General features: G+C 66.5%; 21 protein-coding genes. 11 read left to right on the top strand and 10 right to left on the bottom strand.

Going from position 1 to position 24729, the window contains the following annotated elements:
• Positions 1-20: 20 nt before the first annotated feature.
• The 7 genes from V5734_RS04310 to V5734_RS04280 form a co-directional block, all read right to left on the bottom strand.
• Positions 21-1568: a hypothetical protein gene (locus V5734_RS04310; RefSeq protein WP_347312278.1), complete on the bottom strand. Its 1548-nt coding sequence runs from the start codon at positions 1566-1568 to the stop codon at positions 21-23.
• 201 nt (positions 1569-1769) lie between these two features.
• Positions 1770-3113 carry an amidohydrolase family protein gene (locus V5734_RS04305; protein ID WP_347312277.1) on the bottom strand — a complete coding sequence of 448 codons (1344 nt, stop codon included), beginning with the start codon at positions 3111-3113 and terminating at the stop codon, positions 1770-1772.
• Positions 3110-3937, bottom strand: coding sequence for a purine-nucleoside phosphorylase (locus tag V5734_RS04300; protein ID WP_347312276.1), 828 nt, complete (start codon positions 3935-3937; stop codon positions 3110-3112). Before V5734_RS04300 ends, V5734_RS04305 begins: the two co-directional genes overlap by 4 nt.
• 67 nt (positions 3938-4004) lie before the next feature.
• A complete protein-coding gene (locus V5734_RS04295; protein WP_432759663.1) occupies positions 4005-4736 on the bottom strand; it encodes an amino acid ABC transporter ATP-binding protein in 732 nt (243 codons plus the stop codon).
• A complete protein-coding gene (locus V5734_RS04290) occupies positions 4736-5599 on the bottom strand; it encodes an amino acid ABC transporter permease (protein WP_347312275.1) in 864 nt (287 codons plus the stop codon). The genes V5734_RS04295 and V5734_RS04290 overlap by 1 nt, the downstream gene beginning before the upstream one ends.
• A gap of 10 nt (positions 5600-5609) precedes the next feature.
• On the bottom strand, positions 5610-6434 hold the full coding sequence (locus V5734_RS04285; RefSeq protein ID WP_347312274.1) for an ABC transporter substrate-binding protein: 825 nt from the start codon (positions 6432-6434) through the stop codon (positions 5610-5612).
• Between the two features lie 194 nt (positions 6435-6628).
• A complete protein-coding gene (locus tag V5734_RS04280) occupies positions 6629-7303 on the bottom strand; it encodes a D-lyxose/D-mannose family sugar isomerase (RefSeq protein ID WP_347312273.1) in 675 nt (224 codons plus the stop codon).
• A 270-nt stretch (positions 7304-7573) separates the two neighbouring features.
• Here V5734_RS04280 and V5734_RS04275 point away from each other — a divergent pair, with 270 nt between their 5' ends.
• The 11 genes from V5734_RS04275 to V5734_RS04225 all read left to right on the top strand — a co-directional run bounded on the left by V5734_RS04275 (position 7574) and on the right by V5734_RS04225 (position 17627).
• Positions 7574-7774 (top strand): Flp family type IVb pilin, encoded by a 201-nt coding sequence (locus V5734_RS04275; RefSeq protein WP_347312272.1) that lies wholly within the window; start codon positions 7574-7576, stop codon positions 7772-7774.
• 122 nt (positions 7775-7896) lie between these two features.
• The gene (gene cpaB / locus V5734_RS04270) at positions 7897-8703 is read left to right on the top strand and encodes a Flp pilus assembly protein CpaB (protein WP_347312271.1); all 807 of its coding nucleotides are present in this window, start codon (positions 7897-7899) and stop codon (positions 8701-8703) included.
• A 17-nt stretch (positions 8704-8720) separates the two neighbouring features.
• Positions 8721-10193, top strand: coding sequence for a pilus assembly protein TadG-related protein (locus V5734_RS04265; RefSeq protein ID WP_347312270.1), 1473 nt, complete (start codon positions 8721-8723; stop codon positions 10191-10193).
• Between the two features lie 16 nt (positions 10194-10209).
• Positions 10210-10722, top strand: a complete 513-nt coding sequence (locus V5734_RS04260; RefSeq protein WP_347312269.1) for a TadE/TadG family type IV pilus assembly protein — start codon at positions 10210-10212, stop codon at positions 10720-10722.
• A complete protein-coding gene (locus tag V5734_RS04255; protein ID WP_347312268.1) occupies positions 10719-11369 on the top strand; it encodes a TadE/TadG family type IV pilus assembly protein in 651 nt (216 codons plus the stop codon). Before V5734_RS04260 ends, V5734_RS04255 begins: the two co-directional genes overlap by 4 nt.
• A 38-nt stretch (positions 11370-11407) precedes the next feature.
• Positions 11408-12598, top strand: coding sequence for an AAA family ATPase (locus V5734_RS04250; RefSeq protein WP_347312267.1), 1191 nt, complete (start codon positions 11408-11410; stop codon positions 12596-12598).
• Positions 12599-12610: 12 nt separating this feature from the next.
• Entirely contained in the window at positions 12611-14002 is a 1392-nt protein-coding gene (locus tag V5734_RS04245) for a CpaF family protein (RefSeq protein ID WP_347312266.1), read from the top strand.
• Complete coding sequence (locus tag V5734_RS04240) at positions 13999-14967, top strand: type II secretion system F family protein (RefSeq protein WP_347312265.1); 969 nt, start codon at positions 13999-14001, stop codon at positions 14965-14967. Before V5734_RS04245 ends, V5734_RS04240 begins: the two co-directional genes overlap by 4 nt.
• Before the next feature lie 16 nt (positions 14968-14983).
• Positions 14984-15982, top strand: a complete 999-nt coding sequence (locus V5734_RS04235) for a type II secretion system F family protein (RefSeq protein WP_347312264.1) — start codon at positions 14984-14986, stop codon at positions 15980-15982.
• A gap of 295 nt (positions 15983-16277) precedes the next feature.
• A complete protein-coding gene (locus V5734_RS04230; RefSeq protein WP_347312263.1) occupies positions 16278-17138 on the top strand; it encodes a helix-turn-helix transcriptional regulator in 861 nt (286 codons plus the stop codon).
• Between the two features lie 3 nt (positions 17139-17141).
• Positions 17142-17627: a prepilin peptidase gene (locus tag V5734_RS04225; RefSeq protein ID WP_347312262.1), complete on the top strand. Its 486-nt coding sequence runs from the start codon at positions 17142-17144 to the stop codon at positions 17625-17627.
• A gap of 10 nt (positions 17628-17637) precedes the next feature.
• Here the strand turns inward: V5734_RS04225 and V5734_RS04220 are convergent, their stop codons facing one another.
• From V5734_RS04220 to V5734_RS04210, 3 genes are read right to left on the bottom strand one after another with little or no spacing between them, the layout of a single operon-like run.
• Positions 17638-19623: a DNA/RNA non-specific endonuclease gene (locus V5734_RS04220; protein ID WP_347312261.1), complete on the bottom strand. Its 1986-nt coding sequence runs from the start codon at positions 19621-19623 to the stop codon at positions 17638-17640.
• Between the two features lie 21 nt (positions 19624-19644).
• Complete coding sequence (locus V5734_RS04215; protein WP_347312260.1) at positions 19645-22941, bottom strand: ATP-binding protein; 3297 nt, start codon at positions 22939-22941, stop codon at positions 19645-19647.
• Positions 22938-24728: a trypsin-like serine peptidase gene (locus V5734_RS04210; RefSeq protein ID WP_347312259.1), complete on the bottom strand. Its 1791-nt coding sequence runs from the start codon at positions 24726-24728 to the stop codon at positions 22938-22940. Before V5734_RS04210 ends, V5734_RS04215 begins: the two co-directional genes overlap by 4 nt.
• Between the last annotated feature and the right edge of the window lies 1 nt (position 24729).

Raw genomic sequence — 24729 nt, 5'->3', positions numbered from 1 at the left:
GGCCGCCCCGGCCTTCGGTCCTACAGGTGATCGCCGTTCCGCAACTGTCGCAGGATCCGGTTTCTCAAGTTCAGAAGCCGCTGGTCGAGATTGCCGCGCGTCTGTTTGTTCGATTTCTTCACCGCCGCAGCCGTCGCATTTCCCCTTCCGGCGAGCCAGACCTCGATCGTGCCGGTCGGCGGAGACGGGTCGAAGCTGGTGAAGTCGCGCAGGCGGGCGCCGATCGCTTCGGCAATCGCAGTAGCGGCCTCGGCATCGGCGAAGTGGAAATAGCGCACGTTGCTTTCCGAAACCGTGAAACCGACCCGGGTCGGCTCGCCAACCGGCACGCCCGCCGCGCCGAGCTGGCTTACGATCTCGGTCAGCGCGGCATCCGCAACGCTCTCCGGGGCGTGAAGGATGACCGGCCCGGCAAACAGGGTCGCGGCCGACGCCGTAGTGCCGGGCAGATCCGGCGCGGAATAGGCGGCGGGCAGCGATTGCGCCGAAAGCGGCACGTCGCCGGCCGCATCGCGCGGCGCCGTCAACCGCCCCAACGGCGGTCCGCTCCAGCCCGCGACGGCGGCGGCGGCGACAGCGGCAAACACGTCAGGATCGGGCGAGGCGAGCGTAGCGAGATCGGTGGCGCGGGGATCGATCCGGGGGCGCGGCGGTGGCGCGGCAACGATCGACGGCAGTCCATCGGCGGCGGATGGGTCAACCGCCGGCTCGCTCACGGGAAGCCGGGCGGCGGCGAGTTCGACATGGGATGGACGCGCCGGCGGCGCCTGAAGTGCGGCGGCCGGGGCCTCGAAACCAAAAGGCGCGGCAGTGGCAAGAAGCGGACCGGTGCGGCCCTCCTCCGGTGCCGCGTCTGCGGCTTGCGGCGGTGCCGGGCGGACGACGAGGGCGGGCAGCGGGCGCGGTGCGGACGGATCGGGAACGGGCACCGGCTCCACGACTGCCGAGAGCGCCGCCAATACCGGCGCGGCCGCCCCGACAGCCGGCGCCTGCGCGACGGAGACTGGCGCAACGGGCGTCAGAACGACGGGAACGGGGGCGTCCCGTTGGCCCTGCAACAGTGGCACCATGACGGCGGCAGCGGCGCCAAGGACGAGACCCGCGCCGAAACCGGCCGCGATCTGCGTCCGCTTGCGTGTGAACTTCGCCGGGACAACGACCAGGCTTTCTGCCGGCGCGAGCGGCGGCAGTCGGTCCGGCAGCGGTTCCGAAAGGGTGGCAACGTTCGTCAGGATGGCCGGAGGCGGAACCGGCGCATCAGGTGCCTGCGGGGACGGGACCGGCGGACGCACAGGCCGCACCGAACGATCCTCGACCGAGACGGAATGCCTCAGCGCGTCGGTCAGGCGATCCTTCTTCGGCGCGGAACCCGGGCCCTTTTCCCAAGGCTTGCGACCGGTATTGAGGATGAATTCGTCGTCCACGGCGTCGCCGGACCGGGCCAGGGCCTTTTCGCGCTCGACTCGCGCCCGCGCCAATCGCGCATGGAACGACCCTTTCGCCAAAAGCTCGTCAAAGCTTGGCAAATCACCACCCGAAACAGGCGGCGAAGCGACGTCCGTCGCCATTCGTTCCATCAGCCCCACCCTCTTGACGGCAGCGAAGAGGGTCCAATTGACCCAAGGCCGGCGTTACACCCACGCGCGGGCCGCTTCGGCAGATGAAGCGCGCCCGTCCACAACTGACTCGGATATTACCGGCGATCCCCGCAACATTCAAACGCCGGAGGCCAAAATTGTTCCCGTTGGCGGGTATTGGCCTGTGCGGAACTAGACCCGCGCCTCTCCCTGCCCCCTCTCTCTCAGGATGCGGGCGGCAACGGCGCGCACGTCGGAAATATCGTCACCGATCTCGGCCGTCAGCCGCCCGCCCGCAACGATTCGGCGCCCTCTTGCGAAGACGTCGCGCACATCTTCGCGCCCGGCCGCGTAAACGAGCGTGGAATAGGGATCGTAGGCCGGGATGAGGTGCGGGGCAGAGAGGTCGATCAGCATCAGATCGGCGTCCATTCCGGGGGCGAGGATGCCCTTGCTGCCGGCAAGCCCGGCCGCCGCCGCCCCGCCGCGCGTCGCCATCGCGACGATCTCGCGGGCGGGCAGGACATCGGGCTCTCCGGTCGCGAGGATCGCGAGATAGGCCGCCTGCCGCATCGTCTTGAACATGTCGAGGTCATTGCCGCTGGACGCGCCGTCCGTGCCGAGCGACACCGTGACACCGGCCGACCGCAGGTCCTTCAACCGAGCCATACCAGATGCAAGCTTCGCGTTCGAAAGAGGACAATGCGCAATCGTGGAACCGCGTTCGGCCAGAAGCGCTATTTCAGCGTCGTCGAGATGGACGGCATGCGCAAGAAGCGTGCCCGGCCTGAGGATGCCGCAGCGGTCGAGGATGCGCGCTGGCGTGGTTCCGTGCTGCTCCGCCACCAGCCGGATTTCCGACGGCGCCTCGGCGGCATGAACGTGGATGGGCAGAGCGAGCCGGTCGGACATCACCGCAACCTCGCGCAGTTTTCCGGCGTCGAGCGTGTAGGCCGAATGCGGCATCAGCATCAATTCGACCCCGTCGGTGCCGCGATGCCGGGCGACGAACGCCTCGGCGAAGCACAGCCGCTCCTGCCAGGGCAAATGGTCTATCCCGTCGAACCCGATGAAGACCGGACCCGACGTGAGACCGATGCCGACCTTCCGCGCAGCCTCGATCGTCGCATCGGGGTGGAAATACATGTCGACAACATGGGTCACGCCGCCAAGCGCCATTTCCGCCAGCCCGAGCGTGGCCCCCGCCCGCACCGTGCCCGGCGTGACATGCGCCGCCTCCGCCGCCCAGACGGTCTTGAGAAACCCGTCAAGCGGGCGGTCGTCGGCGAGGCCACGGAAAAGCACCATGGCCGCATGGCAATGGGTATTCACGAAACCCGGCAGGAGGAGACCGCCCTTCGCGTCCAGTACTTCTGCCGCCACCGTCCCTGCCGCCTCTGCCACCGGCCCGAGCGCCGCGATGCGGCCGCCAGAGATCGCGAGGGCTCCATTCGCGATCTCGGTGAAGCGGTCGTCCATTGTCAGGATGCGGGCATTGGTGATGAGGGTGTCGGCCGTCGCCGGGAAATCGGTCATTCTGTCACCTCGGGCAGCGCCGGGATCAGCGCCTTCATCAGGGTGAGGAGCTTCGGTTGCGCGACCTTCGCCGCCTCCCACACCTCCGCCTCGGTCGTTACATGGGGGTCGGCGACGCTCGACACCGCGATGTTCGTGACAGCGGAAATGGCGAGCACGCGAAGATCCATGTAGCGGGCCATGATCACCTCGGGCACGGTCGACATTCCGACGAGGTCGCAGCCGGCCGATTTCAGAAGCCGGATGAGCGCCGGCGGCTCGAAGCTCGGCCCGACGACATGGGCGTAGGTGCCGCGCCGGAGCCCGCCGATGCGTTCGGCGAGCGCCACGAGGGCAGGGTCGTAGGCGTGGTTCATCGACACGAAGCGGGGGCCGAGGTCTGGATCGTTCGGTCCGAAAAGCGGGTCAAGACCGGAGGCGACGGCGAGCGACAGGTGATCCTCGATCACCACAAGATCGCCGACCGCGTAGTTCGGGTTCATGCCGCCCGCCGCGTTGGTAAGGACGATCGTCCTCGCGCCCAAAGCGGCCATGACACAGACGGGAAAGACCACCTCTTGCGGCGAATAGCCTTCGTAAAGATGCACCCGTCCCTGCATCACCACGCAGTCGCGCCCAAAGAGCCGGCCGAGGATCAGCCGGCCCTGATGACCGGGCGCGGTCGAGGCCGGGAAATCCGCGATCTCCGCATAGGGAATCGCGATGCCGTCGACTTGACCGGCAAGGGGGCCGAGGCCGGAACCGAGGACCAGCGCGATGTCCGGGCGAAGGTCTGTGCGTTCGCGGATGAAGGCTACCGCCTTGTCCATTCTGGATCTGAGCATGGTTCCTCCCGCACGCGGCCACAGAGGTTTTCGCATTCCGGTTGTGCCGGGGCAAGCCCGGCGCGCGTCAAAGGACGCGGGCAAGGAAGGCGCGGGTGCGCGCCTCGCGCGGGGCGCTGAAGATTTCGGCGGGGCTGCCTTCCTCGACGATGCGCCCGGCATCAAGAAAACAGACCTTGTCCGCCACTTCGCGGGCAAAGGCCATCTCGTGCGTCGCAAGGACCATCGTCATCCCCTCGGCCTTGAGCCTGCGGAGGACGTCCAGCACCTCGCCCACCAGTTCCGGGTCAAGTGCGGACGTCACCTCATCGAAAAGCATCACCTCGGGTTTCATGGCGAGCGCGCGGATGATCGCCACGCGCTGCTGCTGGCCGCCGGAGAGCTGGTCGGGGTAATGCCCCATCCGGTCGGCAAGGCCGAACCGCGAGAAGAGCGCCTGCACCGCAGGCAGAAGCTCTGCGCGGCTTTTGCGATGAATGCGGCGGGGGGCGAGGAGGACGTTTTCGAGCGCGGTCATATGCGGAAAGAGGTTGAAGCTCTGGAACACCAGCCCGATCCGCTGGCGGATCGGCTGCGGGTCAAGCTCGGGGTCGGTGATGTCGGCGCCATCGAGAAGGATCCGGCCGTCATCGACCGGCTCCAAGAGGTTCAGGCAGCGCAGGAGCGTAGACTTGCCGGAACCGGACGCACCGATGAGGCAGACCATCTGCCCTTCATCGACCTCAAGGTCGATGCCGCGCAGGACCGCGTTCGCGCCAAAGCTTTTCCAGACCTCGATCATCCGCAGCTTGGGCGCCATCAGCTGCGCGCCTTGTTCTGGCGGGCGATCATGCGGTCGACGGCTCGGGTCGCCGGGACGGTCACGGCAAGGAAGATCAGGGCCGCGCCGAGATAGGGCGTGAAATTCGCGTGGATCGACTTGTAGACGCCCGCTTGGCGCAGGATCTCCACGGGGCCGATGAACGAAAGGAGCGCCACATCCTTCTGAAGCGCGATCAGAAGGTTCATGTTGGCCGGGATCACCCGGCGGATCGCCTGCGGCAGGATCACGTAGCGCATCGTATCCCAGTGCGAGAGGCCGAGCGATGTGGCCGCCGCGCGCTGGCTTTCGTGAATGGACTCGATCCCGGTCCGGTAGACCTCGGCCACGTAGGCGGAATAGGTCAGCACGACCGCGACCGTGCCCCAGATATAGGGGCTGTTCCACGGCCGTGGCAGACCGAGACCGGGAATGCCGAAGCCGACGAGATAGATCACGAGGATCACCGGCACCCCGCGGAACACATCGTTGTAGATCGTCCCGAAGAGCCGGAGCGGGAAAAGCGCGGGCGAGCGGGCGTCGCGGGCGAGCGCGATGACAAGGCCCAGGACCGCGATCATCGGCGCGCACCAGGCAAAGATCATCACATCGAGGAGGAAGGCCCCGAGAAGCCCCGGAAAGGTCTCGGCGAAGATGTCGGGATTGAAGAAGGATTTCTGGACCCGCTCCCATCCAGGCGCCATCGGCACGAGGCCCACGACAAGCGTGACGACAAACGCCGTGCTCGCGGCGGCGATGAGCATGCTCCGCCGCCGCAGCCGCGCTTCCCGCACCTCGCGCCGCGTCGGCCCGCGCACGGGCTTGAGGCCGGCGGCCGCGTCCTTCATTCCGTCCGGGGTCATGGGCAAGCGGTCACTCGATGACCGGAACGCCCGTCGCCTCCTGTAGCCACTCGGCCTCGATCGCGGCCAGCTTGCCGTCCTCCGTCATCGCGGCGATCGCCTCGTTGGCGCAGTCGCGCAGGGGGTTGCCCTCTTCGAAGACGAGGCCGAAGGAATCCGGCGCCTCCGCCCCCTTCGGGAACTGGCCAAGCACCACACCGTCGTCGAGCAGAACGGCGGCGGTAAAAAGCGCGGTCGGCAGGTCCATCATCGTTGCGTCGATCTGGCCGGCCTTCAGCGCCTCGGCCGTATCGGCCGTCTCATCGTACAGGAGCGGCGCGCTGTCCGGCGCGACCAATTCCTGCACCAAAGCCGGCGCGGTCGTTCCGGCGGCGAGCCCCCATTTCAACGCCTTCAGAGAGGCGAGAGTCGGCGTCGCGCCGCCGTCGACCGTGGGCTGCCGCACGAGAACCGCCTGCGCCGCCGCGTAGTAGGGGGCGGAGAAGTCGATGGTCTGATCGCGCTCTTCGGTGATCGAATATTGCTGGAGGTTGAAGTCGAACTCCTTCGGGCCCGGCTGGATCGCCTGATCGAAGGTGGTCGAGGTCCATTCCACATGGTCGCGGTCGAACCCCATCCGTGCGGCGATCTCGTAGGCGACGGCGGCCTCGAATCCCTTGCCGCTGACTGGGTCGTTGTCGATCACCCAGGGGAAATAAGCCGGATTGCCGGTGGCGATCGTCAAAACGCCGTCTTTCAGCGTCTTGCCCGCCGCGCAGCTTTCGTCGGCTGCGGCCGTGGAAGCCGCAAAGATCAACACAAGAATTGCCGAAATCCCGATCTTGCCGAATATCATGTCGCACTCTCCCTGATCTGACGCTGCCGGTTGCCGCACCCGCTGACGGGCGAACCTGCGGCACCATCGTTACCCGCGTCAACAAACGTGCCCCCGGCTGGGCCTGTCAACAGGAGAATGCATACCGGTGACGGGACAGGCGATCGGCACCGCGCGGGGCAGTGGCTTTTGCTCTTGCCGGTGACGCCGGCGCTTCAGGAATAGTCCGAGACGAGAAGGTGAAGCGGGGCCACGTCCTCTTCCACCGACGGAAAGCGGCCGATCTTCTCGCGGAAGACGTTGTCGGTGCGGTCGTCGTTGACGGTCGAGACCTCGCCGATCAGCACGTCGGCGCCCTCGGCCCAAAACGCATGCCAGATACCCGGCATCAGCGTCACCGATTCTCCCGGCGCGAGCTTCAGGAGTCCGCCTGCGGACAGGCGGCGGAGCGTGCCGTCGACCGGCACCTCGACCCCGGAGGCCGGGTCGATTCCGCCGTCGCCATCCGGCGCGAAGAGTTCCAGAACCAGCGTTCCGCCACCCCGGTTGATGATGTCCTCGGCCTTGATGTTGTGGCGGTGCATCGGGCTCAGCTGATCGCGGCGGGAGATCATGATCTTCTCGGCATAGAGCATCCCCCGCCCACTGGAGAGGTCTGCGGCATCGCCGTTGCGGACCGTGAAGAGAAAGAGACCGAGTTCATCGAACCGCCCTTGCCCGTAGTCGGTGATATCCCAGCCGAGCCCGCGCGCGGCATGATCGCTGCCGTTCGCGATCGCCGCCCGCATCTCCTCGGGCGACCAGTAGGCGAAGGGCGGCAGGGCATATCCGAAAGAGCGGATGAAGGCATCGGCCTCGCTCAGGATGGCGTTGATCTCGGATCGTTTCATGGGTGTTCGTTCCCGTTCCATTGGTCCGTCCATGCAGGATGGGCGCCCGTTCCGCGCCGCGCAAGTCCGGATCCGGCGACCGGGCGGCACCACCGATTTCCGCGCAGGCGCAAGGAAAATACAACCTTCGGGAGAAAGTTTCATCGTTCCAGACGATGCGCCGCCACATTTCCGCCGTAATCCTGAAGGTGAGCCGCGAGTTTGACCTTCGGTTCGTCTCTCTGACCCGGGCCATCCGGGACTAATCTGAACGCGTTTGAGGAGATTACAATGCGCGCAACTCTGATGAAGAAGCTCCGTTCCTTCCGTCACAACGACGAAGGCGTCACACTGGTGGAATATGGCGTCGCCCTTGTGCTGGCCGTCACCGTCGGCGTCGGCGCTCTCTCCGGCCTCGGCACGACCGTCGAGGGCCAGATGGACAGCGCTTGTTCCGCGATGACTGGCGGCACCGTCGCTGTCTGCCCGTAATCAATTCGCGGCCGACTTCGGTCGGCCGCCGCTTCCGGGGCGCCGCAGGGCGCCCCGACGAAGCCGTTTCGATGCTGAGATCGCAACGGACCGTATCCGGAACCGGAAATAGGAGAACTGCCGTGGGAGCCCGTTCCATCCTCGTCGCCATGCTCGGTGTCGCCGTAGCCGGAGGATCGGCTTTCGGCGCCCGGGAATATCTCGACCGCAGCCGCGCCGTCGCCGCGACCGATCCCGAGGCGGCGCTCGTCTCGGTCATCGTCGCCGGGCGCGACATCCCCTTCGGACAGGCGATCCAGCCCCAGATGCTGCAGGTCATGTCCTGGCCCCGTACGGCCCTGCCGCCGGGTGCCATCACCGAACTCGACACCCTCGTCCCCGCCCCCGGCATGCCGCCGCGCCGCGCCACGCGCGAGATGGCGCAGGGCGAGCTGATCCTCGCTTCCAAGGTCTCGGCCTTCGGAGAAAAGGTGACGATCGTCCAAAGCCTCGGCGAGAATTCGCGCGCGATGGCGATCAAGGTCGATGCGGAAACCGCCGTCGGCGGTTTCGTCACCCCCGGCGACAGTGTCGACATTGTTCTGACCCAGGGCGGCGGCGAAACGCTGCGCGCCATCACGATCCTGCAAAACATCCGCGTCATCGGCGTCGATCAGGATGCGAACCGCAACAACGACCAGCCCGGCGTGGCCAAGACCGTCACCGTCGAGGTGACCCCGGAACAAAGCCAGACGCTGGCGCTGGCCCAGAAGGCCGGCACGCTCAGCCTGTCGCTGCGGTCACTTGAAAATGCGGCCGACGCGCCGCTCGATTCGATCCGCCTGACCGACATCCTGCGCGAAAAGTCGCCGGTCGCGGAACCGACCCAATCCAAGCCCACGATCCGGGTCCGCCGTGCCAACACGGTCGAGACCGTGGAAGTCGAGTGACGGAACCGGGGCGCACCATGACGAACAACCGCGACACCGGGACCTTCGCGAAGGACGAGGACGGCGCCATTCTGGTCTTCTGGGCCATGGCGCTGGCGGTGGTGCTTGGCATGGTTGCGCTGTCCTTCGACATCGGCCGCGTCGCCGCGACGCAGTCCGAGTTGCAGGCTTACGCCGATCACGTGGCTCTTGCAGCGGCCGGAGAGCTTGACGGCCGCCCTGACTCGATCATCCGCGCCAGGAATGCGGCGACAAACCTGATCGCCGACAGCCAGACCTTCGGCCTGGGCGCGCAGGCGCTGACATCTGCCGACTTCACACTCGATTTCTTTGCCGCCCTGCCGGGCAATGACACGACCCCCCTGCCGCCGGCGCCCAATCCGAATCCGCCCGCGCCCAGAAACGCGATCTACGCCCGCGTCACGCTGGAGCCGAAGACCGTGCCCTATACGTTCGGTGCCGCGCTGCAGGTGCTGACCGGTTCAGCACGGGTCGATCCCAACGTCGGTGCGACGGCAGTGGCCGGGTTCACCCAATATGCCTGCGACATCACGCCGATGATGTTCTGCATCCCCGGCCCGACCTTCGATGCTTCGGACCCCGCCACCATCGGCGACATGATCCGGCTGCGGTCCGGCGGTCAAGGTGCGGCCTGGGGGCCGGGCAATTTCGGTTTCCTCGAACCCTCGACGCTTGCGCTCGATTCCACAGGGAACTGTGCCGGGGCAGGCGGCACCGGGCCGATGCTGCGCTGCGTCCTTGGCGCCGTTGGCAGCATCACCCAGTGCTTCGCGCAGCGCGGGGTCGATACAGAACCGGGCCAGAAGGTCGGCATCACCAATGCGGCGCTGAACACCCGCTTCGACATGTGGACCGGCGCGATGAAGAACGAGATGAACAATCCTGTCTTCGCGCCGGCGCCGAATGTCATCAAGGGACTGGAAACGTCGGGCGGCAATTCGTGCAACTGGAACAACCCGCAACCGACCACCGACACGCTGGCCATTCCCCGGGACGATTGCTTCCCCGGCTGCGCCCCCTACGGTGACGGCACATGGTCAACCGGGCGGGCGGCCTATGTGACGAAGAACTACGGGGGCACCGACCCGCATCCGGGCGCAACGACGCGCTACGAATATTATCTGGCCGAGATCGCATCGGCAGGCGGAGCCGGCTCCAGCAGTTCCATCCTGACCGGCCTTTCGGAAACCGGCCGCCCGATGTGCTCGCCCAACCAGGCGCCCGACCCCGAGCGCCGCGTGATCATCGCGGCCGGGATCGACTGCGCGGCAAATCCGATCAGCGGAAGCGCGCAGGCTGTGCCGGTCCACCAGTTCGTCAAGATGTTCATCACGGAACCCGTCGTCGACAATGGCGGCTCGGTCTCGTCGCTCGACATCTACGCCGAGATCATCGGATCGGCCGGCGGGAATGGCGGCAGCGGCGGATCGGCGGGGATCATCCACGATGTCGTGCAGCTTTACAGGTGATCGGATGGCAAGACGCATGACATCGCCAATCACGCCGCTTCTCCGCTTCGCCCGCGAAGAGCGTGGCGCCGCGCTGGTCGAATTCGCGCTGGTCCTGCCGATGATGCTCCTCGTGTTCGCGATGATCGTGGAGAGTGCACGCATCATGATCGGCTTTCAGAGCGCGATCGGCGGCGTGCGCGACGCCACCCGCTACCTCGCCAGGGTCGTGCCCATGAACATCTGCGCGACGGGTTCAACGACCTCTGCTATCGCGCCCTATACCAATCTGGTGCCTGCTCTCAAGAACAAGGATCTGGGCGCTTTCTTCCTGCCTGGCGCAATCACCGTAACGGATGTCCGCGTGGTTTTGCCGAGTATCCATTGCAACAACAGCGGATATCGCGCCTCTCCGGTGGCCGTGGTGACGGTGGAGGCCGACGTCGAGATTCAGATGCCGTTCTCAAACATCTTTGCCCTGGTCGGGGGGGCGGCCATCGCGACCTTCACGACGACAATCTCGGACTCGGCACGGGTGTATGGCTCATGAGTGTGCTGTGCCATATCGCCCAAGCCGCGCGGCGTTTCGCTCGGGAGGAGGATGGGACGGCGCTGGTAGAGCTTGCGCTGATGTTGCCGCTGTTCCTGCTGCTCTTCTTCGGGCTGGTCGACTTCGGCCGCATGGGGGCGGAATACGTGATGGCGGACAAGGCGGTGCAGATTGCAAGCCGCGTCGCGGCGGTGAGGCCCGCCGCTTGCGCCGGCCTGTTGCCGACGAACCGCCGGGGCACGGTACCGCCCAATACGACGCCGCCCCGGTTCGGCACGGCCTGTTCGGCGGGGGGCGGAACGATCTGCGTGGCACAGTCCGCAGCCTGCACGGGGCTGACCGGCGACCCGCTGGTCGTGAACGAAATATGGGCGGCGATCTCGCCCCTGATGCCCGCGGGCGCCACGACTGCCAACCTGAGCTTCAGATACGACTTCGACCCGGCCCTGAATTTCCTCGGCGGCCCCTACGTGCCGGTCGTCACGGTCGAGATCCAGAACCTGAATTTCCAGTTCGTGACCCCGCTTGCCGGCCTCGCGGCGCTGGCGACGGGGGGCACGGGCACCGGTCCCGCCGGTACCCTGCCCTTCCCGGTGATGAGCATGTCATTGCCGGGCGAAGACCTCGACCTTGGTGAGAACGGATGAGTGTGCGCGGGCAACCGGCCCGGCGGAAGGATGAGAAAATGACTGTGACGACCAGATCCATGCTCGTGATTGCCCCAGCTGCCAGCGTCTCGGACGCGATCGGACGATCCCTTGCCGCCGATCCCGGGGTGCGGGTCGACACGCATACCTCCACGCTGGCCGGGATGAACGGGCGGGCGGTCAAGGCGATGGCCGACTATGACGTCATCCTTTTCCAGACCAGCCCGGACGATCAGGGCGACCTGACCGCGATTCGCGATCTTGTCGCACACCGGCGAACCGGCACGAAACTCGTGGCGCTGGCCGACGGGAACATCTCTCTGAGTCAGGCGCGGGCGCTGTCGAATGCCGGCGTGGACGAGGTCCTGCCGCTGCCGACGGCGGAGGGCGGCGTCGACCGCCAGGTCACGCGGCTCGGTCGCCAGAAGGGGAGCGCGGGCAATCGCGCCGGCCGGATCATCGCGGTGGCGCAGGCGCGCGGCGGGGTCGGGTCGACGACGGTCGCCGTCAACCTCGCCGACCAGCTTGCCTCCGGCGCCGGCCTTCGGAAACGCGAGGCGCGCCCGAAGGTGGCGATCGTGGATTTCGATCTTCAATTCGGAACCATTGGATCGTTTCTCGATCTCGGGGAACAGGACACGCTCCTGCAACTCGCCCTCGACGGGACGATCCCGGACGCCAATTTCCTCGACCAGTCGATGGTCGTGATGAAGAACGGGCTTTCGGTTCTGGCGGCGCCTTCGAAATTCGCGCCGCTCGACTCGCTCAGGCCCGATCAGGTCGCGGCGATCCTCGACACGCTTCGCGGCAGCTATGATTACGTCGTCGTCGATCTGCCGCGCGCGCTCGTCGGCTGGATCGAACCCATTGTCGAACGCGCCGACGAATTCATGGTCGTCACCGATATCTCGGTGTCCTCGGTCCGCCATTGCCGTCGGCTGATCGAGTTCTTCACGCAGGACAATCCCGCCCTGCCGGTCAAGATCGTGATCAACCACCAACGCCGCCCACTGCTGCGCTCCCGGTTGCAGCGCGAGGCGGCGAAGGTGCTTGACCGGCCGCTCGACCACTGGCTGCCGCATGATCCGCACTCCGCCGCCGCAGCCGCCGACCGGGGGCAGCCCCTGTCGCGCGTCGCCCCCCGTTCGGCGCTCGGCAAGGCGATGGCCCGGCTGGCCCAATCGACCCGGAGCGGCTTCGCCGCCACCGCTCAGCAAAACAAGTCATAAGGAGAAACGGCCGTGTTCAGGCATTTTACCCGTTCCGAAAAGCCGTCAGGATCGAATGTCGTCGAGCTTGGCGCGAAGATTGCCCGCCCCGTGCCTGCCGCGCCGGAACAGACCCCGCAGGAGGCGGAGCTGACCGCCCGTCTCGAACTGAAAAGCCACCTGCACGACGTGCTGCTCGACCGGCTGAACCTCGCCGTCATAGACAAGGTCCAGCCCGAGGAGCTGCGCCGCGAGGTGGCGGCGCTGGTATCGCAGGTCCTGAGCGACGAGGGCCGGCCGATGCGGGCCGAGGAGTTCAAGAAGCTCGTCGACGAGCTTCTGGACGAGGTTCTCGGCTTCGGCCCGCTGGAACCCTTGCTCGCCGATCCAACGATCAACGACATCCTCGTGAACTCGCACCGGAACGTTTATGTCGAACGCTTCGGGGTTCTGGAGAAAAGCAAGGTCCGCTTCCGCGACGAACGCCATCTTCTGCGTATCATCGACAAGATCGTCAGCCGGATCGGGCGGCGGGTGGACGAATCCACCCCCTGGGTCGATGCGCGGCTTGAGGACGGAAGCCGGGTCAACGCGATCATCCGACCCTGCGCGGTCGACGGTCCGTCGGTTTCGATCCGCAAGTTCTCGCGCAATCCGCTGACGATGGAGCGGATGGTCGAGATCGGAACGCTCAACCCGCAAGCCGCCGCCCTTCTGACAGGCCTCGTGCAGGCGCGGATGAACGTGCTGATTTCCGGCGGCACCGGGTCCGGCAAGACGACGATGCTGAACGCGCTTTCGTCTCATATCGGTGCGCGCGAACGGGTGGTGACGATCGAGGACGCGGCGGAGCTTCAGCTCCAGCAGGATCATGTCGTCCGGCTGGAGACCCGCCCGGCAAGCCCGACGGGGACCGGGGCCGTCACCCAGCGCGACCTTGTCCGCAACGCGCTCCGGATGCGGCCGGACCGGATCATCGTCGGCGAGGTCCGGGGGGCCGAAACCTTCGACATGCTCCAGGCCATGAACACCGGGCATGAAGGGTCCATGACCACGGTGCATGCCAATACCGCCCGCGACGCGCTTGGCCGGATCGAGCAGATGGTGACGATGATCGGCCTCGACTTCCCGGTCTCGGCGATCCGCTCGCAGATCGCGTCGGGCCTCGACATGGTCGTGCAGCTCAATCGCCTGAGCGACGGCTCGCGCCGGGTGATGAGCATTTCCGAGATCACCGGGATGGAGGGTAACACGATCACCATGCAGGACATCTACGTCTTCCGCAAAACCGGGGTATCGGAAACCGGCGCGATCACGGGTGAGTTCATCGCAACGGGCATCCGGCCGAAGTGCTACGACCGGCTGATTCAGGCGGGGGTCGACCTCAGCAGCGACCTCTTCATGAACAGCGGAGCAAGCGCATGACCCCCCTGACGGAATTCGACTGGTCGTCGCTGGTCTATGTCGGCGTCTTCCTTGGCGTCCTCATGACGTTCGAAGGGATCCGGCAGCTTGTCACGCGGAGCGAAAGCCTGTCGGAGGCACGAAACCGGCGGATGCGGATGATCGCGGAAGGGGCATCGACCGAGGAGCTCCTGCGCCTTCTGAAGCCGGACCGCGACGGTTGGCAGCTTGCGGGACTGCCGCTTATCGGGAACCTGCCGGCGGATCTGCGCAAGGCCGGACTGACGATTCGCCCGGGGTTGTTCCTGACGCTCTCGGCAGGTGGCGCCGCCGTCGTGGCGTTGGCGGCGTCCACCGTCCTTCCGGCATGGCTGGCGGCGGGCATCGCGATTGTCTTTTGCCTCGTCCTGCCCGTCATCCGGGTCCACGTCCTTCGGAATCGCCGGATGGCCGCACTCGTTACCCAACTCCCCGAGGCGCTCGACCTCATGGCGCGGGGCCTCACGGTCGGTCATCCGCTGAACGCGACGATCGCCTCGGTCGCCAGCGACATGAAGGATCCGGTTGCGACGGAATTCGGCGTCATGGTCGATCAGATCAGCTACGGCGACGATCTGGTCGACGCGGTGATGGACTTTGCCGAGCGGACCGGGCTTGAGGATGCGCGCTACCTTGCCGTCGCGATCGCGATCCAGCACGGCACCGGCGGCAACCTCGCGCGTGTCCTCGACACGCTGGCAAAGGTGATCCGGGACCGGCTGTCGATGCGGCGGCGGATCAAGGCGATCTCGGCGGAAGGGCGGTTGACCTCGATCTTCCTGTCCTGCCTTCCGCTGGTGATCCTTGGCGCCACCTCGATCACGGCGCCGGGGTATTATGCCGATGTCAGCGGCGATCCGCTCTTCAAGCCGTTCGCCATCGTGGTCGGTGTCCTCGTCGTGGCCAACTACCTGGTCATGCGGCGGCTGGTGAATTTCAGGTTCTGACCCCGGAGGGACAGTCATGTTCGACGCACTCGCAACCTTCCTTCTGAATGCCGGCCTGACGCCGCAGACGCTGATCGTTCTCGGCACCGGCATCGGCGCGATGCTGGTCGTCTTCGGCTTGTCCGGCACGATGGCGGGCAAGGACCCGGTCCTGCGCAGGATGGAGGCGCAAGCCCGCCGCCGCCCGATCGCCGATGATGCCGGCCTGCTGCGCCACAAGAGCGCCGATCCCAAGGGCCTGATGAAGACGCTGATCCCCTCAGACCGCAAGGAACGGACCGAGGTCGAGCGCCAGCTTGCCCTTGCCGGGTTCACCGGGCCGCATTCGGTGCGGAACTACTACCTGCTTAGACTCGGTTTCGGGATCATCCTGCCGGCCGCCCTGCTTGCGCTTATCTGGGCGGCAAGAACCGGGATGATTTCGTTGCCTGAAGCCCTGGATTCGAGGATTGGAAGCCTGAGCCAGGTGCGCATCTTCCAGATCCTCAGCGTTCTGGTGGGCATCGGATTCTTCGGACCGGCCATTGGCCTCAGATCCCGCGCGCAGGAGCGGCGGCGCGCCATCGAGGAGAGCTTTCCGAACGCGCTCGACCTGATCCAGATCTCGGTCGAGGCCGGGCTGGGGTTCGACGCCGCGATGATCCGGGTCGGCAATGAGCTGGAAAAGACCGCGCCGGCGATCGCCGGAGAGATGCTGGCGGCGCAGCGCGAGATCCAGGCGGGCCGGTCACGCGACCGCGCGCTTCTCGACATGGCCGGGCGGACCGGCGTGGACGAGGTCACCGCCTTTGCCAATGTCGTGTTGCAGTCGATGAAGTTCGGCACCAGCATGTCCGAAACGCTCACCACCTATGCCAGCGAGATGCGCCGCAACCGCGAATTCCGCGCCCAGGAAATGGCCAACAAGCTGCCCGTGAAAATGTCGGGCGTCATGGCGTCGCTGATGCTGCCCGCCCTCCTTCTTTTAACGCTCGGCCCCGTCGTTATCCGTTATATGCGCTATATAGCGGGGTGAGGTTTGTATTTCCTTCAGATTCGGAAGCACGATTCTCGTTAACTTTTCAACAATTCGCAAAAATTTTTCCGAATGCATTTTTATCGAATGATATTTTTCTACCCAAGGTTGATTTATTCATCGTCCAGGGCGGGAAACGCGGCAACCATTTGACTGAACAGCGACACTAGTGGAGACTTTCTTCAGGGGGACAGGTGTGGGTGCCTTTCCAATTTGAATGAACGTCGGACGCGGTCCGATTGGTCCATGGTTTTACGGGATTGTTTCCCGTCGGGTATTTGGTGCGGGGTGACAAATGAAGCAGGCGTATTTCGAAGAGCCGCACGGGGGGGCGCCGGCAAACGGATATCTTGAATCCAAAGTCATCGAAGCTATCGCGGATTGGTGTGACGCGCTTCATGGGGAATTCTCGCTGCAAGATGCTTTCGCGGCGCTGGCGTCGGGACTGGGGGCCGAAGCCGGAATGCTGGTCAGGACGCATCTCAACGATCTTCGCCCGGCCCGGATCGCGATCTGGGACAATCTGGCAGAGCGCAGCAGTTCGCCGCTGAAAGCCTCCTTCGCAGACGGGCATTTCGGACGCCATCTGGCACGGCCGCGTCCTGCTTCTGTCTGGCTGGCCTCGATGCACGATGGCAGCCAGGACACCGACCCGGCGCTTGAAATCTGGCAGGCGCGGCGCGGAATGGTCGAATTCGCCGTCCTCGTGCTCGCCAGCGGCCCGACGACGCGCGACCATATCGAACTGCATTTCGGTGAGCGGATGTCGATCGCAACGCAGTCGGCGCTGGGCGTCGTGCTGCCGACGATGGCGCGGACCTGGGCGAGCCGTCAGGTCGGACTCGTGACGCGGACGGTCGTCAATCACCGCATCGCGCAAGAGACGGGCGACGTTCGGCCCGGCCAGAAAATGCTTCTGGGCCCCTCCAACCCGGCGAAGCTGAGCAGGGCCGAATTCCGGGTCTGCCTGCTTCTCAGCCGTGGGCTTTCGGTTCTGGGCGTGGCCGAGGAACTCAGCGTTTCGGAGGCGACGGTGCGGTCGCACCTGCGCAGCATCTATGCGAAGACCGAGACATCGGGGCTGGCGGAACTGGTCTTCAACCTCCTCCGGGCGCGGCCGGACGATTCCGCACTGTCCGACCTGCGCTGCGCCTGAACCATGGCGCCGTTGATCCCGCTCCTCCTGATTGCGCCACTCCTTGTTGTGGTGGCCTATGCCGATCTGAGCCGGATGCGGATCCCGAACGTGCTCAGCCTCATCGCGCTGGCGGTCTTCGGACTGGTTGCGGTTGTGGCCCCCCCTGACGATCTGCTCGTGCGGATCGCGGTCGCGGGCACGATCTTTGTGCTCGGCTTCGGCGCTTTCTGCCTACGGCTTTTCGGCGGTGGCGACGTGAAGATGCTGTCGGCCCTGCTCCTTTTCGTGCCGGTCCCGACGATGCCGCTTTTCGGCTACGTCTTTTCGGCCTCGATGCTGGCGGGGATCGTCATCGTCCTCGGCCTCAGACGGATTCCGGCCGCCCATCGGCTCGGCTGGAAGTCGATCTCGGGAAGCACGGGCTTTCCGATGGGGCTGTCGATCGCGATGGCCGGGATCTTGCACCCCGCGGCCGCTTTTCTGATCGCATCCCCGCTGCCCGGTTAACCGCCAGAGGTCAAAGGGCGATTTCATCGAACCGGTTGAGGAGGAGAACCGGCTTTCCGGTCACGCCCCGCGCCTCCTGCACCTCCGCGCTCTCAAGCGGATCGGCATCCTTCAGCGCGCCGAACGAATAGCCGGTCATTTCCTCCAGATCGCGGATCCGGACCTGGAACGCCTTGTATTCGCCGAAGGAAAAGCCCTCCGCCGCCTCGACCACATCGCGGTCGGCAAGCAGTTTCTGGATCAGGTGCCCCTGGCTCAGGACATAGGCCGTGGCGTGAAGACGGATCGTCTCCATCTCCTGCTCGGCAAGCATCGTGACCACCTTCCAGAAGCTGAGCGGCAGCGGCGCCCCGGTCGTCCCAAGCTCAGGATCGTCGTCCGAATAGACCGGCCCGGTGAAGACATTGGCGCGGAAGCCGAAGGTGCGGGCATTGGTGAGGATGTAATCCTCCAGCCCGAGCCACATGTCGCGGCTGCGGTTCAGGCCCTCGTGCTGGGGACTTGCATTGGTGTAGTGGAAGCTGTCGAGATTGGCGCGCTTCGCCTCCTCGTCCGTATCGCCCCAGTTGGTCTCGGACCGCCGGACCATATGGCCCCGGTCGATCGCCGCGTCGCCATAATCCTCCCGGTCAAGCTGGATATCGCGCGGGATCCGCAGGTCATGGAACCAGGTCTTGTTGGACCGCTTGATGCCCCGGTAACGCGATCCGTCGAGGTTGTGGGCCGCGACGACGGGGCCTTTCATCACGGTGCTGTAGAGGACGCCGAAATGTTCGTAGCGGAGTTCGTGCGGGCGCTCATCGGTCGCGTCGGACGGCCGCGCAAGGGAAAGCGAGGCAGGCACCTCCGGATAGGGCACCCCGGCAACCTGAAGGAAGTCGGGATCGTAGCCGCCCCGCCCGGCGAAGAACGCGGCGTCATGGCTGCGGTCGGCGGCCTCTTCCCCGACACTTGCCGGAAGCGCCGCGCCCGGTTGACCACCAAGCCCCGCGAGGACCGATTTCAACGTGCCGATGCGGACGGCAGAATTGCCGATCCCGTACTTGCCGGCGAAATGCAGCCCCACGACCTTGCGGCTTTCGAGGCTGATGACAGGGGAGCCTGAATTGCCACCAAGCGTCGTGCAGTCATGTCCAAGAACCGTCGCACCGGCGCCACCCGGTTGCAGAAAGCCGGGAGAGAAGCGCTTCACGTCATAGAGGCCCTGGAAGTAGCGCTCCATGTCGTTCGGGTCGTTGCGGTAGGGATCGGCGGCGGGGTAGCCCACAACCGCCACGATCTCTCCGTCGCCGCCCTCATCATCCGCGAGGTCGAGGAGCCCGATGACGGCCGCGCCGTCGGGTTTCGGGATGCGGCCGATGGCGATGTCGGCCGAGATGTCGTCGGCGAGATAGGTGAACTTGTCGAGTTTGAAGACTTTCTCGGGATCGGGCGCCACGCCGCTTTCCTCGCCGAAGTCGATCTCGGCGCCGTAGCGGGTGTTGCTGTAGGGGTTGAACATGAAGACCCCGTCGCCCCGGAAGGTCCGACGCGCGACGAGTTTCGCCACATGCCGGTTGGTGGCGATAAGAAGGTGCCCCGGCCCGTCCTCACCCACGACCCATCCGGTTCCGCCCCAGGACATGTCGTGGTTCACGAACTCGATCCGTCCGACCGAGGGCAGGAACTTCTCGACGCCGGAGATCAGGCCATCGACATTCGCTGGGAAATCCTCGACCAGCGTGGTCTTTCCCTCGACCTTGCCGTTCCGCACGATCAGCGGCGGGCGGCCGGTGACGCGGACAATCGCCTCCAGCATCGTCGGCGGCATCAGCCCGCTGGCTTCGAGCGCCGGTGGATCGAGCGTCAGCGCCTCGCGGATCTGGGCATCGCTGACTCCGAATTCCTTCAGGACCGGATTGCCCTTGTCGAGCGCCTTGCGCACCTTGTCGAACTTGCCCGCGCCGGCGAAGCGTTCAAGGCGGCGGACGCTTTCGGTGAAATCGGTATTTCCCATGAGAAATCTCCTTCGTTGAATTCAATCGGGCTGCGCCCCGGCAAGCATGCCGACCGGCTGAAATCCGCGCGTCATGATGAGCGCGAGCGGCACCGCGACAACACCCGGCGCGCCGGCCTTGAGCAGGGCTGCGAGGGCGGTATCGGAGGGGTGCGCCCCGGTCTGCGGCCGCTGCCGTGCGGCCTTGGAGACGAACGCTTCGAGGCGGCGCAGAACCGCCGGAGGCGCGGCGCGCCCAGGGACCGGCATGGCCCAAGGCTGCTCCCAGAAGTGAAGCTGGACAAGCGCGCCACCCATGGGGTCGGCCGCCGCTTCCAGACGGCGGAGACGGTCGGTGCTGATGAGGTCTGTCTCGCCTGCGCCGGCCCAGCCGGGCGGGCGGGCCCGGCCGTAGGACCAGAGGCCCGCAACCGTCCGCCGCCAGCGTTCGGCCGACTGCGCGATCAGCCGCAGATCCGCGCCCCGATGGGCGAGCGCGTAGCCGGACGGCCAATCGCCGGCAAGGCCCATCGCGGTCAGTGCGGAGACCACGTCAGGCGGGCCGGAGCGCAGGCGGTCCGGCAGGTCGCCCGCGCCGCCGATCCCGGGCAGGAACATCTCTGCCGCGCGCGGCAGGTTTGGCTGCAAATCGGCCAGATACCGCGTCAGGACGTCGTCGACGCCTTCGCCCGAGACGAGGGCATGGAGCGGAGCGCCATACGGGTTGAGCGACTGCAATGTCTGAGCGCGTTCGTCGGATCCGCCCGCCGCCATCGGTTCGTAGAAGAGTCCGAAGCTGCTCCGCGAACTTTGAGCCGCCGTGAGCGCGAGGTCCGCGGCCTCCCCACCGGCCTCCGGCGACATGCTAGGTGCCAGAAGGCTTTGGGCCAGGTCGAGGCGCCGTGGAAGGGCGTCTTGGTCGAGGCCGGCCGCGAGGAAGGCGAAGTCGAGCGCGCCACCGACCAAGCCGGCCCTCATGGAGCCCTCGTAGGAGATCCGCGCAAGTTCCAGCCCCTTATCCCAGCGAAGGAACCGGACGGCCTTGGAGAACGCGAATTCGGCGGTCATTTCCAGAAGCACCCGGCCGGAGAGATGGGGGCTGTCGACCATCGCGCGGGCGATGTCGGCCTCTTCGAGGCGGCGATGGACCGCGCGCGCGGCCGACCAGCGGCCGGAGAGCCAGAGATAGCTGACCGCCACCAACCCGGCGCGGTCGGACGCGGCGAAACTGCCTTCGTAGCCGTGGGCGAGGATGTGCCCCGCCTCGCGCAGGTCGCCCTTCTCGAGCATGAGTTCGAGGTCGCGCACCGCGCGTTCGTCGGGCGGCGCGGCGCCGGCCTCGTCCGCCTCGACCCGGACAAGCCGCATTCGGGTCGGATCGACCACGAAGAGGCCGGAACCGGATTTGCCGGCGGGTGCAGGCTTGACCGGGCGTACACGCTTGATCGTCCGCTCGGGTGCCGGCGCCTCGGCGGCTGCCGGCATCGCCCCCCCTTGGGCCGCCTCCTCCTCCGTCCTGTCGCCCCGGGCAACCCCGCTCCGGCGCCCTTGCAGTTGCAGCACATGGTCGCGCGCCCGTTCGGGCAGTTCTTCGAGGAGGGTGCCGGTAAACGCGCCGGCCAGTGCGGAGGACACCTCGGGCAATGGGTGCCCGAACCGGGTGAGTTGCAGGCGATGGTAAAGCGCCGTCAGCGGATCGCGCGTGGCGAACCATTCTGCCGCGCGGAGGTTGATCGCCTCGGTGACATCGCGGTTCTCTGCCGTCTCGTCATAGAGAAGCGGCAGGAAGGCGCGGCGCACATCGCTGCGGTGGCGGATCCAGTCGCCGCGATCATGCTCCACGAGCCAGTGATGGGTGGCGAGCGTGTTGAGATAGTCGCGCGCCTCGTCCGGGTTGAGGGTTAGGCCGAGCGCCGGGGCGACGACCTCACGCAGCGTCTCGGGGTCGATGGCGCGCAGGACCAGCCCGTCGTTCGCGATGCGGCGCAGCCGTTCCGGCACACGGCTCAGGATCGCGCGATAGAGATAGCCGCCGATTGTCGCGGCACTGGCATTCGGCGGCAATTCGGTTTCGTCGAAATCGGCCTCGGTCAGCGCCTTCGCGGCGAGGGTCAGCAGCAGCGGATTGCCCTGCGCCAGCGGCAGGATGCGGGGCCAGAGCGATTTCGGAACGCCGCGCGTTTCCAGAAGCACCCGCGCGGCGCCGTCTTCAAGGCCGTCGAGGCGGATGTCGGCCTCGACCCGGTCAATCTTCTGGCCGGGCCGTTTCCGCACCGGATCGAGCGCGTCGCCACGTCCCGCCGAGATGAGGGCGAACGGGCGGAGCCCGTATTCGGCCAGAAGGTCGAGATGGTCGAAAAGGGTCATCACCTGCGTCTCGCCGCGGCTGCGCAGAACCTCGAGCGTGTCCAGCACGACCAGGGTGCGGCGGCCGCTCGCGGCGACGGCCGTCGCCATCGCGTCCAGAAGCTCTCGCGGGACGCTGGTGCGGGCCGTCGCCCCGGTCTCGGCCGCGCGCCGTTCGGCCGACCTCAGCCGCATGTCGCGGAGCAGACCGGCCGCTTCCGGCAGCGCGTCGCCGATCTGGCGGGAGATCTCTTCAAAGAAGCCGTGCACATCGAGGACGTTGAGGCCAGAGCGATCGAAATCGAGGATGACGAGGATCGGCCGGTGATCGAGCCGCGCCATCTGGATCACGCGCTCCAGAAGGTAGGATTTGCCAATGCCGGGCAGACCGGACACGTGGACGGTGCGCAAGGGCGGCTGTTCCTGCGGGTGGGCGATCCATTCGGCCAGAAGGGCAAGCTCCGCCTCGCGCCCGAAGAAGCCGCCAGCCAGAAGCGCGTCGCTGCGCGCCTCGGCCCGCGCGGCGTTGAGGGCGCTGCGGATCTGAACAAGCCGCCCGAAGCCCGGCGCCGAAGGGCCGGCGCGGTCCAGCGCGATGGCGATTTCGCCAAGTCGGTCGGGATCTCCGCCTTCCGCGATCATCGCGTCGAGCGCCTCGGGCGCGAAGTCGCCCTGCCCCGCCAGCGCCGCCTGGACCGGCGTTGCCGCCGATGCGGCACTTTCGGCGATCCAGTCAGCGCCGGAGGACGCGCCGCCGAGGGTCTTGCGACGTGCCCCGGGCCGCATCAGCCACATTTCGCCGCCCTTGCCGCGTTCGACCGTACACTCCTTGCGCAAGGAGGAGAGGACCCGCGCGGCGAGGATCGGCTCCGAAATCGCGCGCGGTCCCATCGCGGCTTTCAGCGCCGCTTCGGGTGTGAACGACTCCTGAAGGGCCGCGAACCGACGCGCGGCTTCCGTGAAGGTTTCGAAATCGGGGCCGGGCGTTTTCACGTGATCCCCTCCTCGCGCCGCGCCTCGTCGCGAAGTTTTTCCGCGACCGTTCCGATGTGTTCGGCCGAATAGCGCCCACCCGAGACCGGCAGGCCGGCCAGCGCGAGCTTCACGATACGGTCGATCACGTCGGCGGACCAGCCGTAGCCCATCGCCCGGCTCATCTCGGACACGGTCAGCCGGACATCCGCCGGCCCGAATTCTCCCACATGTTCGGCGATGAGCCCCGGCCGGGTGGCGTTGCGCGCCTCGGCCACCGTCTCGAACACGTCCTCTACCAATTCGTATGTCTCGAACCCCGAAAGGATCAGCCTGAGATGGGGCCGGGCGATGAGTTCCTGCACCAGGTGTTCAAGCTGAACCTGAGTTTCATGCAACAGCCCCGAAGGGGGGTTGTCGAGGAAGAACCACCAGGTTTCCCCGGCGGTGATGGCGGCCTCGTCCAGCCGCGCGGCGAGCGCCTTGGCGCGGTCGTCGTCATGGGCGACATGCGTGGTTTCGTGTTCCTGCACACCGGGGACCGCGTCCGGCACATCGGTCCCGAACGCCTGGCGGTGGATCTCTCCGATCAGGTCCGGCACGTCGAATCCGGTCGGGATGCGGAAGACCCGATGCGCGGCGCGGTCGCCGTCGAGGAAGGCCACCGCGATCTCGTGGCTGAAGCTGAGCCCGGTCGTGCGGCCGATATCCTGCCGCCGGATCCAGATGCCCTTGAGGGCTGGCACGTCGCCCTCGACCATCGCCGTCAGGGCATCGAAGAAATCCTGCCGGCCGATGACGATGTGACCATCCGGCGAGCCGTCGAGAGACCAGAGGTAGCGTGCGTCGCGATCGCTTTGCAGGGCCGCGCGAAAGGCATCGTTGGCGGCGAAGCGATCGAACGGGACGATGCGTTTCACGTGATCCAGTTTGCCCTGATGAAGACCGATGAACTGGAAATCGGCATCGAAGCCCGGCCCGCCGGAGGACCCGTTCTTTGCCTTGGCCGTATGAGCTTGCCGAAGATCGTCGGCCGACAACCGCTCGACCTCGCCGAAGGAGATGCCGGAGGCCGCCCCGCCGGGGAAATGCACGAGGATGAACGGCCCCTTGCCGCGGCAGGCGACCGGGGTCGGGGGCAGGTCCGCCTGCGCGTATCGCCGCCCCAGCGCATGGTCGAGCCGGAGGAGCGCCACGTCGCAATGGGTCGCGGCGGCGTCGGCGGGCGGAAGCTTGCCGGTGCGCTCGTTCTCGTGCGGCGGCAGGACGAAGGCGACCCGCGCCGGATAGCTCAGCCCGTCCGAGGCGACGACCTCGATCACCGCATCGCCGGCGCTTCCTTCGGGGTTCTCGATCACGTGGGCGGCGGTGAGGACAAGCCGGGGCGAGATCAGCGCCCCGCTGCCGGCCATCCGGCCGTTGACCTTGATCCGGCAACGGAACCCCCGCGACTGAAGCGAGAAGCGCGCAAGCTTCGCCTCGTCGAAGGCGATGCCGACGAGGGGACCGAGGGTCGCGGCGATGTCGGCCTTGATACCGTCGATCATCTCACCGAAGGCCGCGCTGTCGAGCGGATGGTTGCGCGCCGCGAGGAAGGCGATGAAGGATCCGGCCATCTTGTCCTCGTTGAGGATCATGGCGAGCATCTGGCCCGGCGTCTTGCCGATGCCGCGCCCCGCCGCCGCGACCCCGTCGAGGTCGAGGGGGTCTGACTGCTGATCGTAGATCGCCCGGAGCGCGGCCTGCACAAGCTCCGGCTCCGCCCCGATCAGGGGGTCAAGCGCGTCGGCGGTGAGGGCCGTCGGCATG

The sequence above is a fragment of the Defluviimonas sp. SAOS-178_SWC genome (genome assembly GCF_039830135.1).
GTDB lineage: Bacteria > Pseudomonadota > Alphaproteobacteria > Rhodobacterales > Rhodobacteraceae > Albidovulum.
Note: the sequence above shows the minus strand (reverse complement) of the source record. Positions and strands in the feature narration are given on the sequence as shown.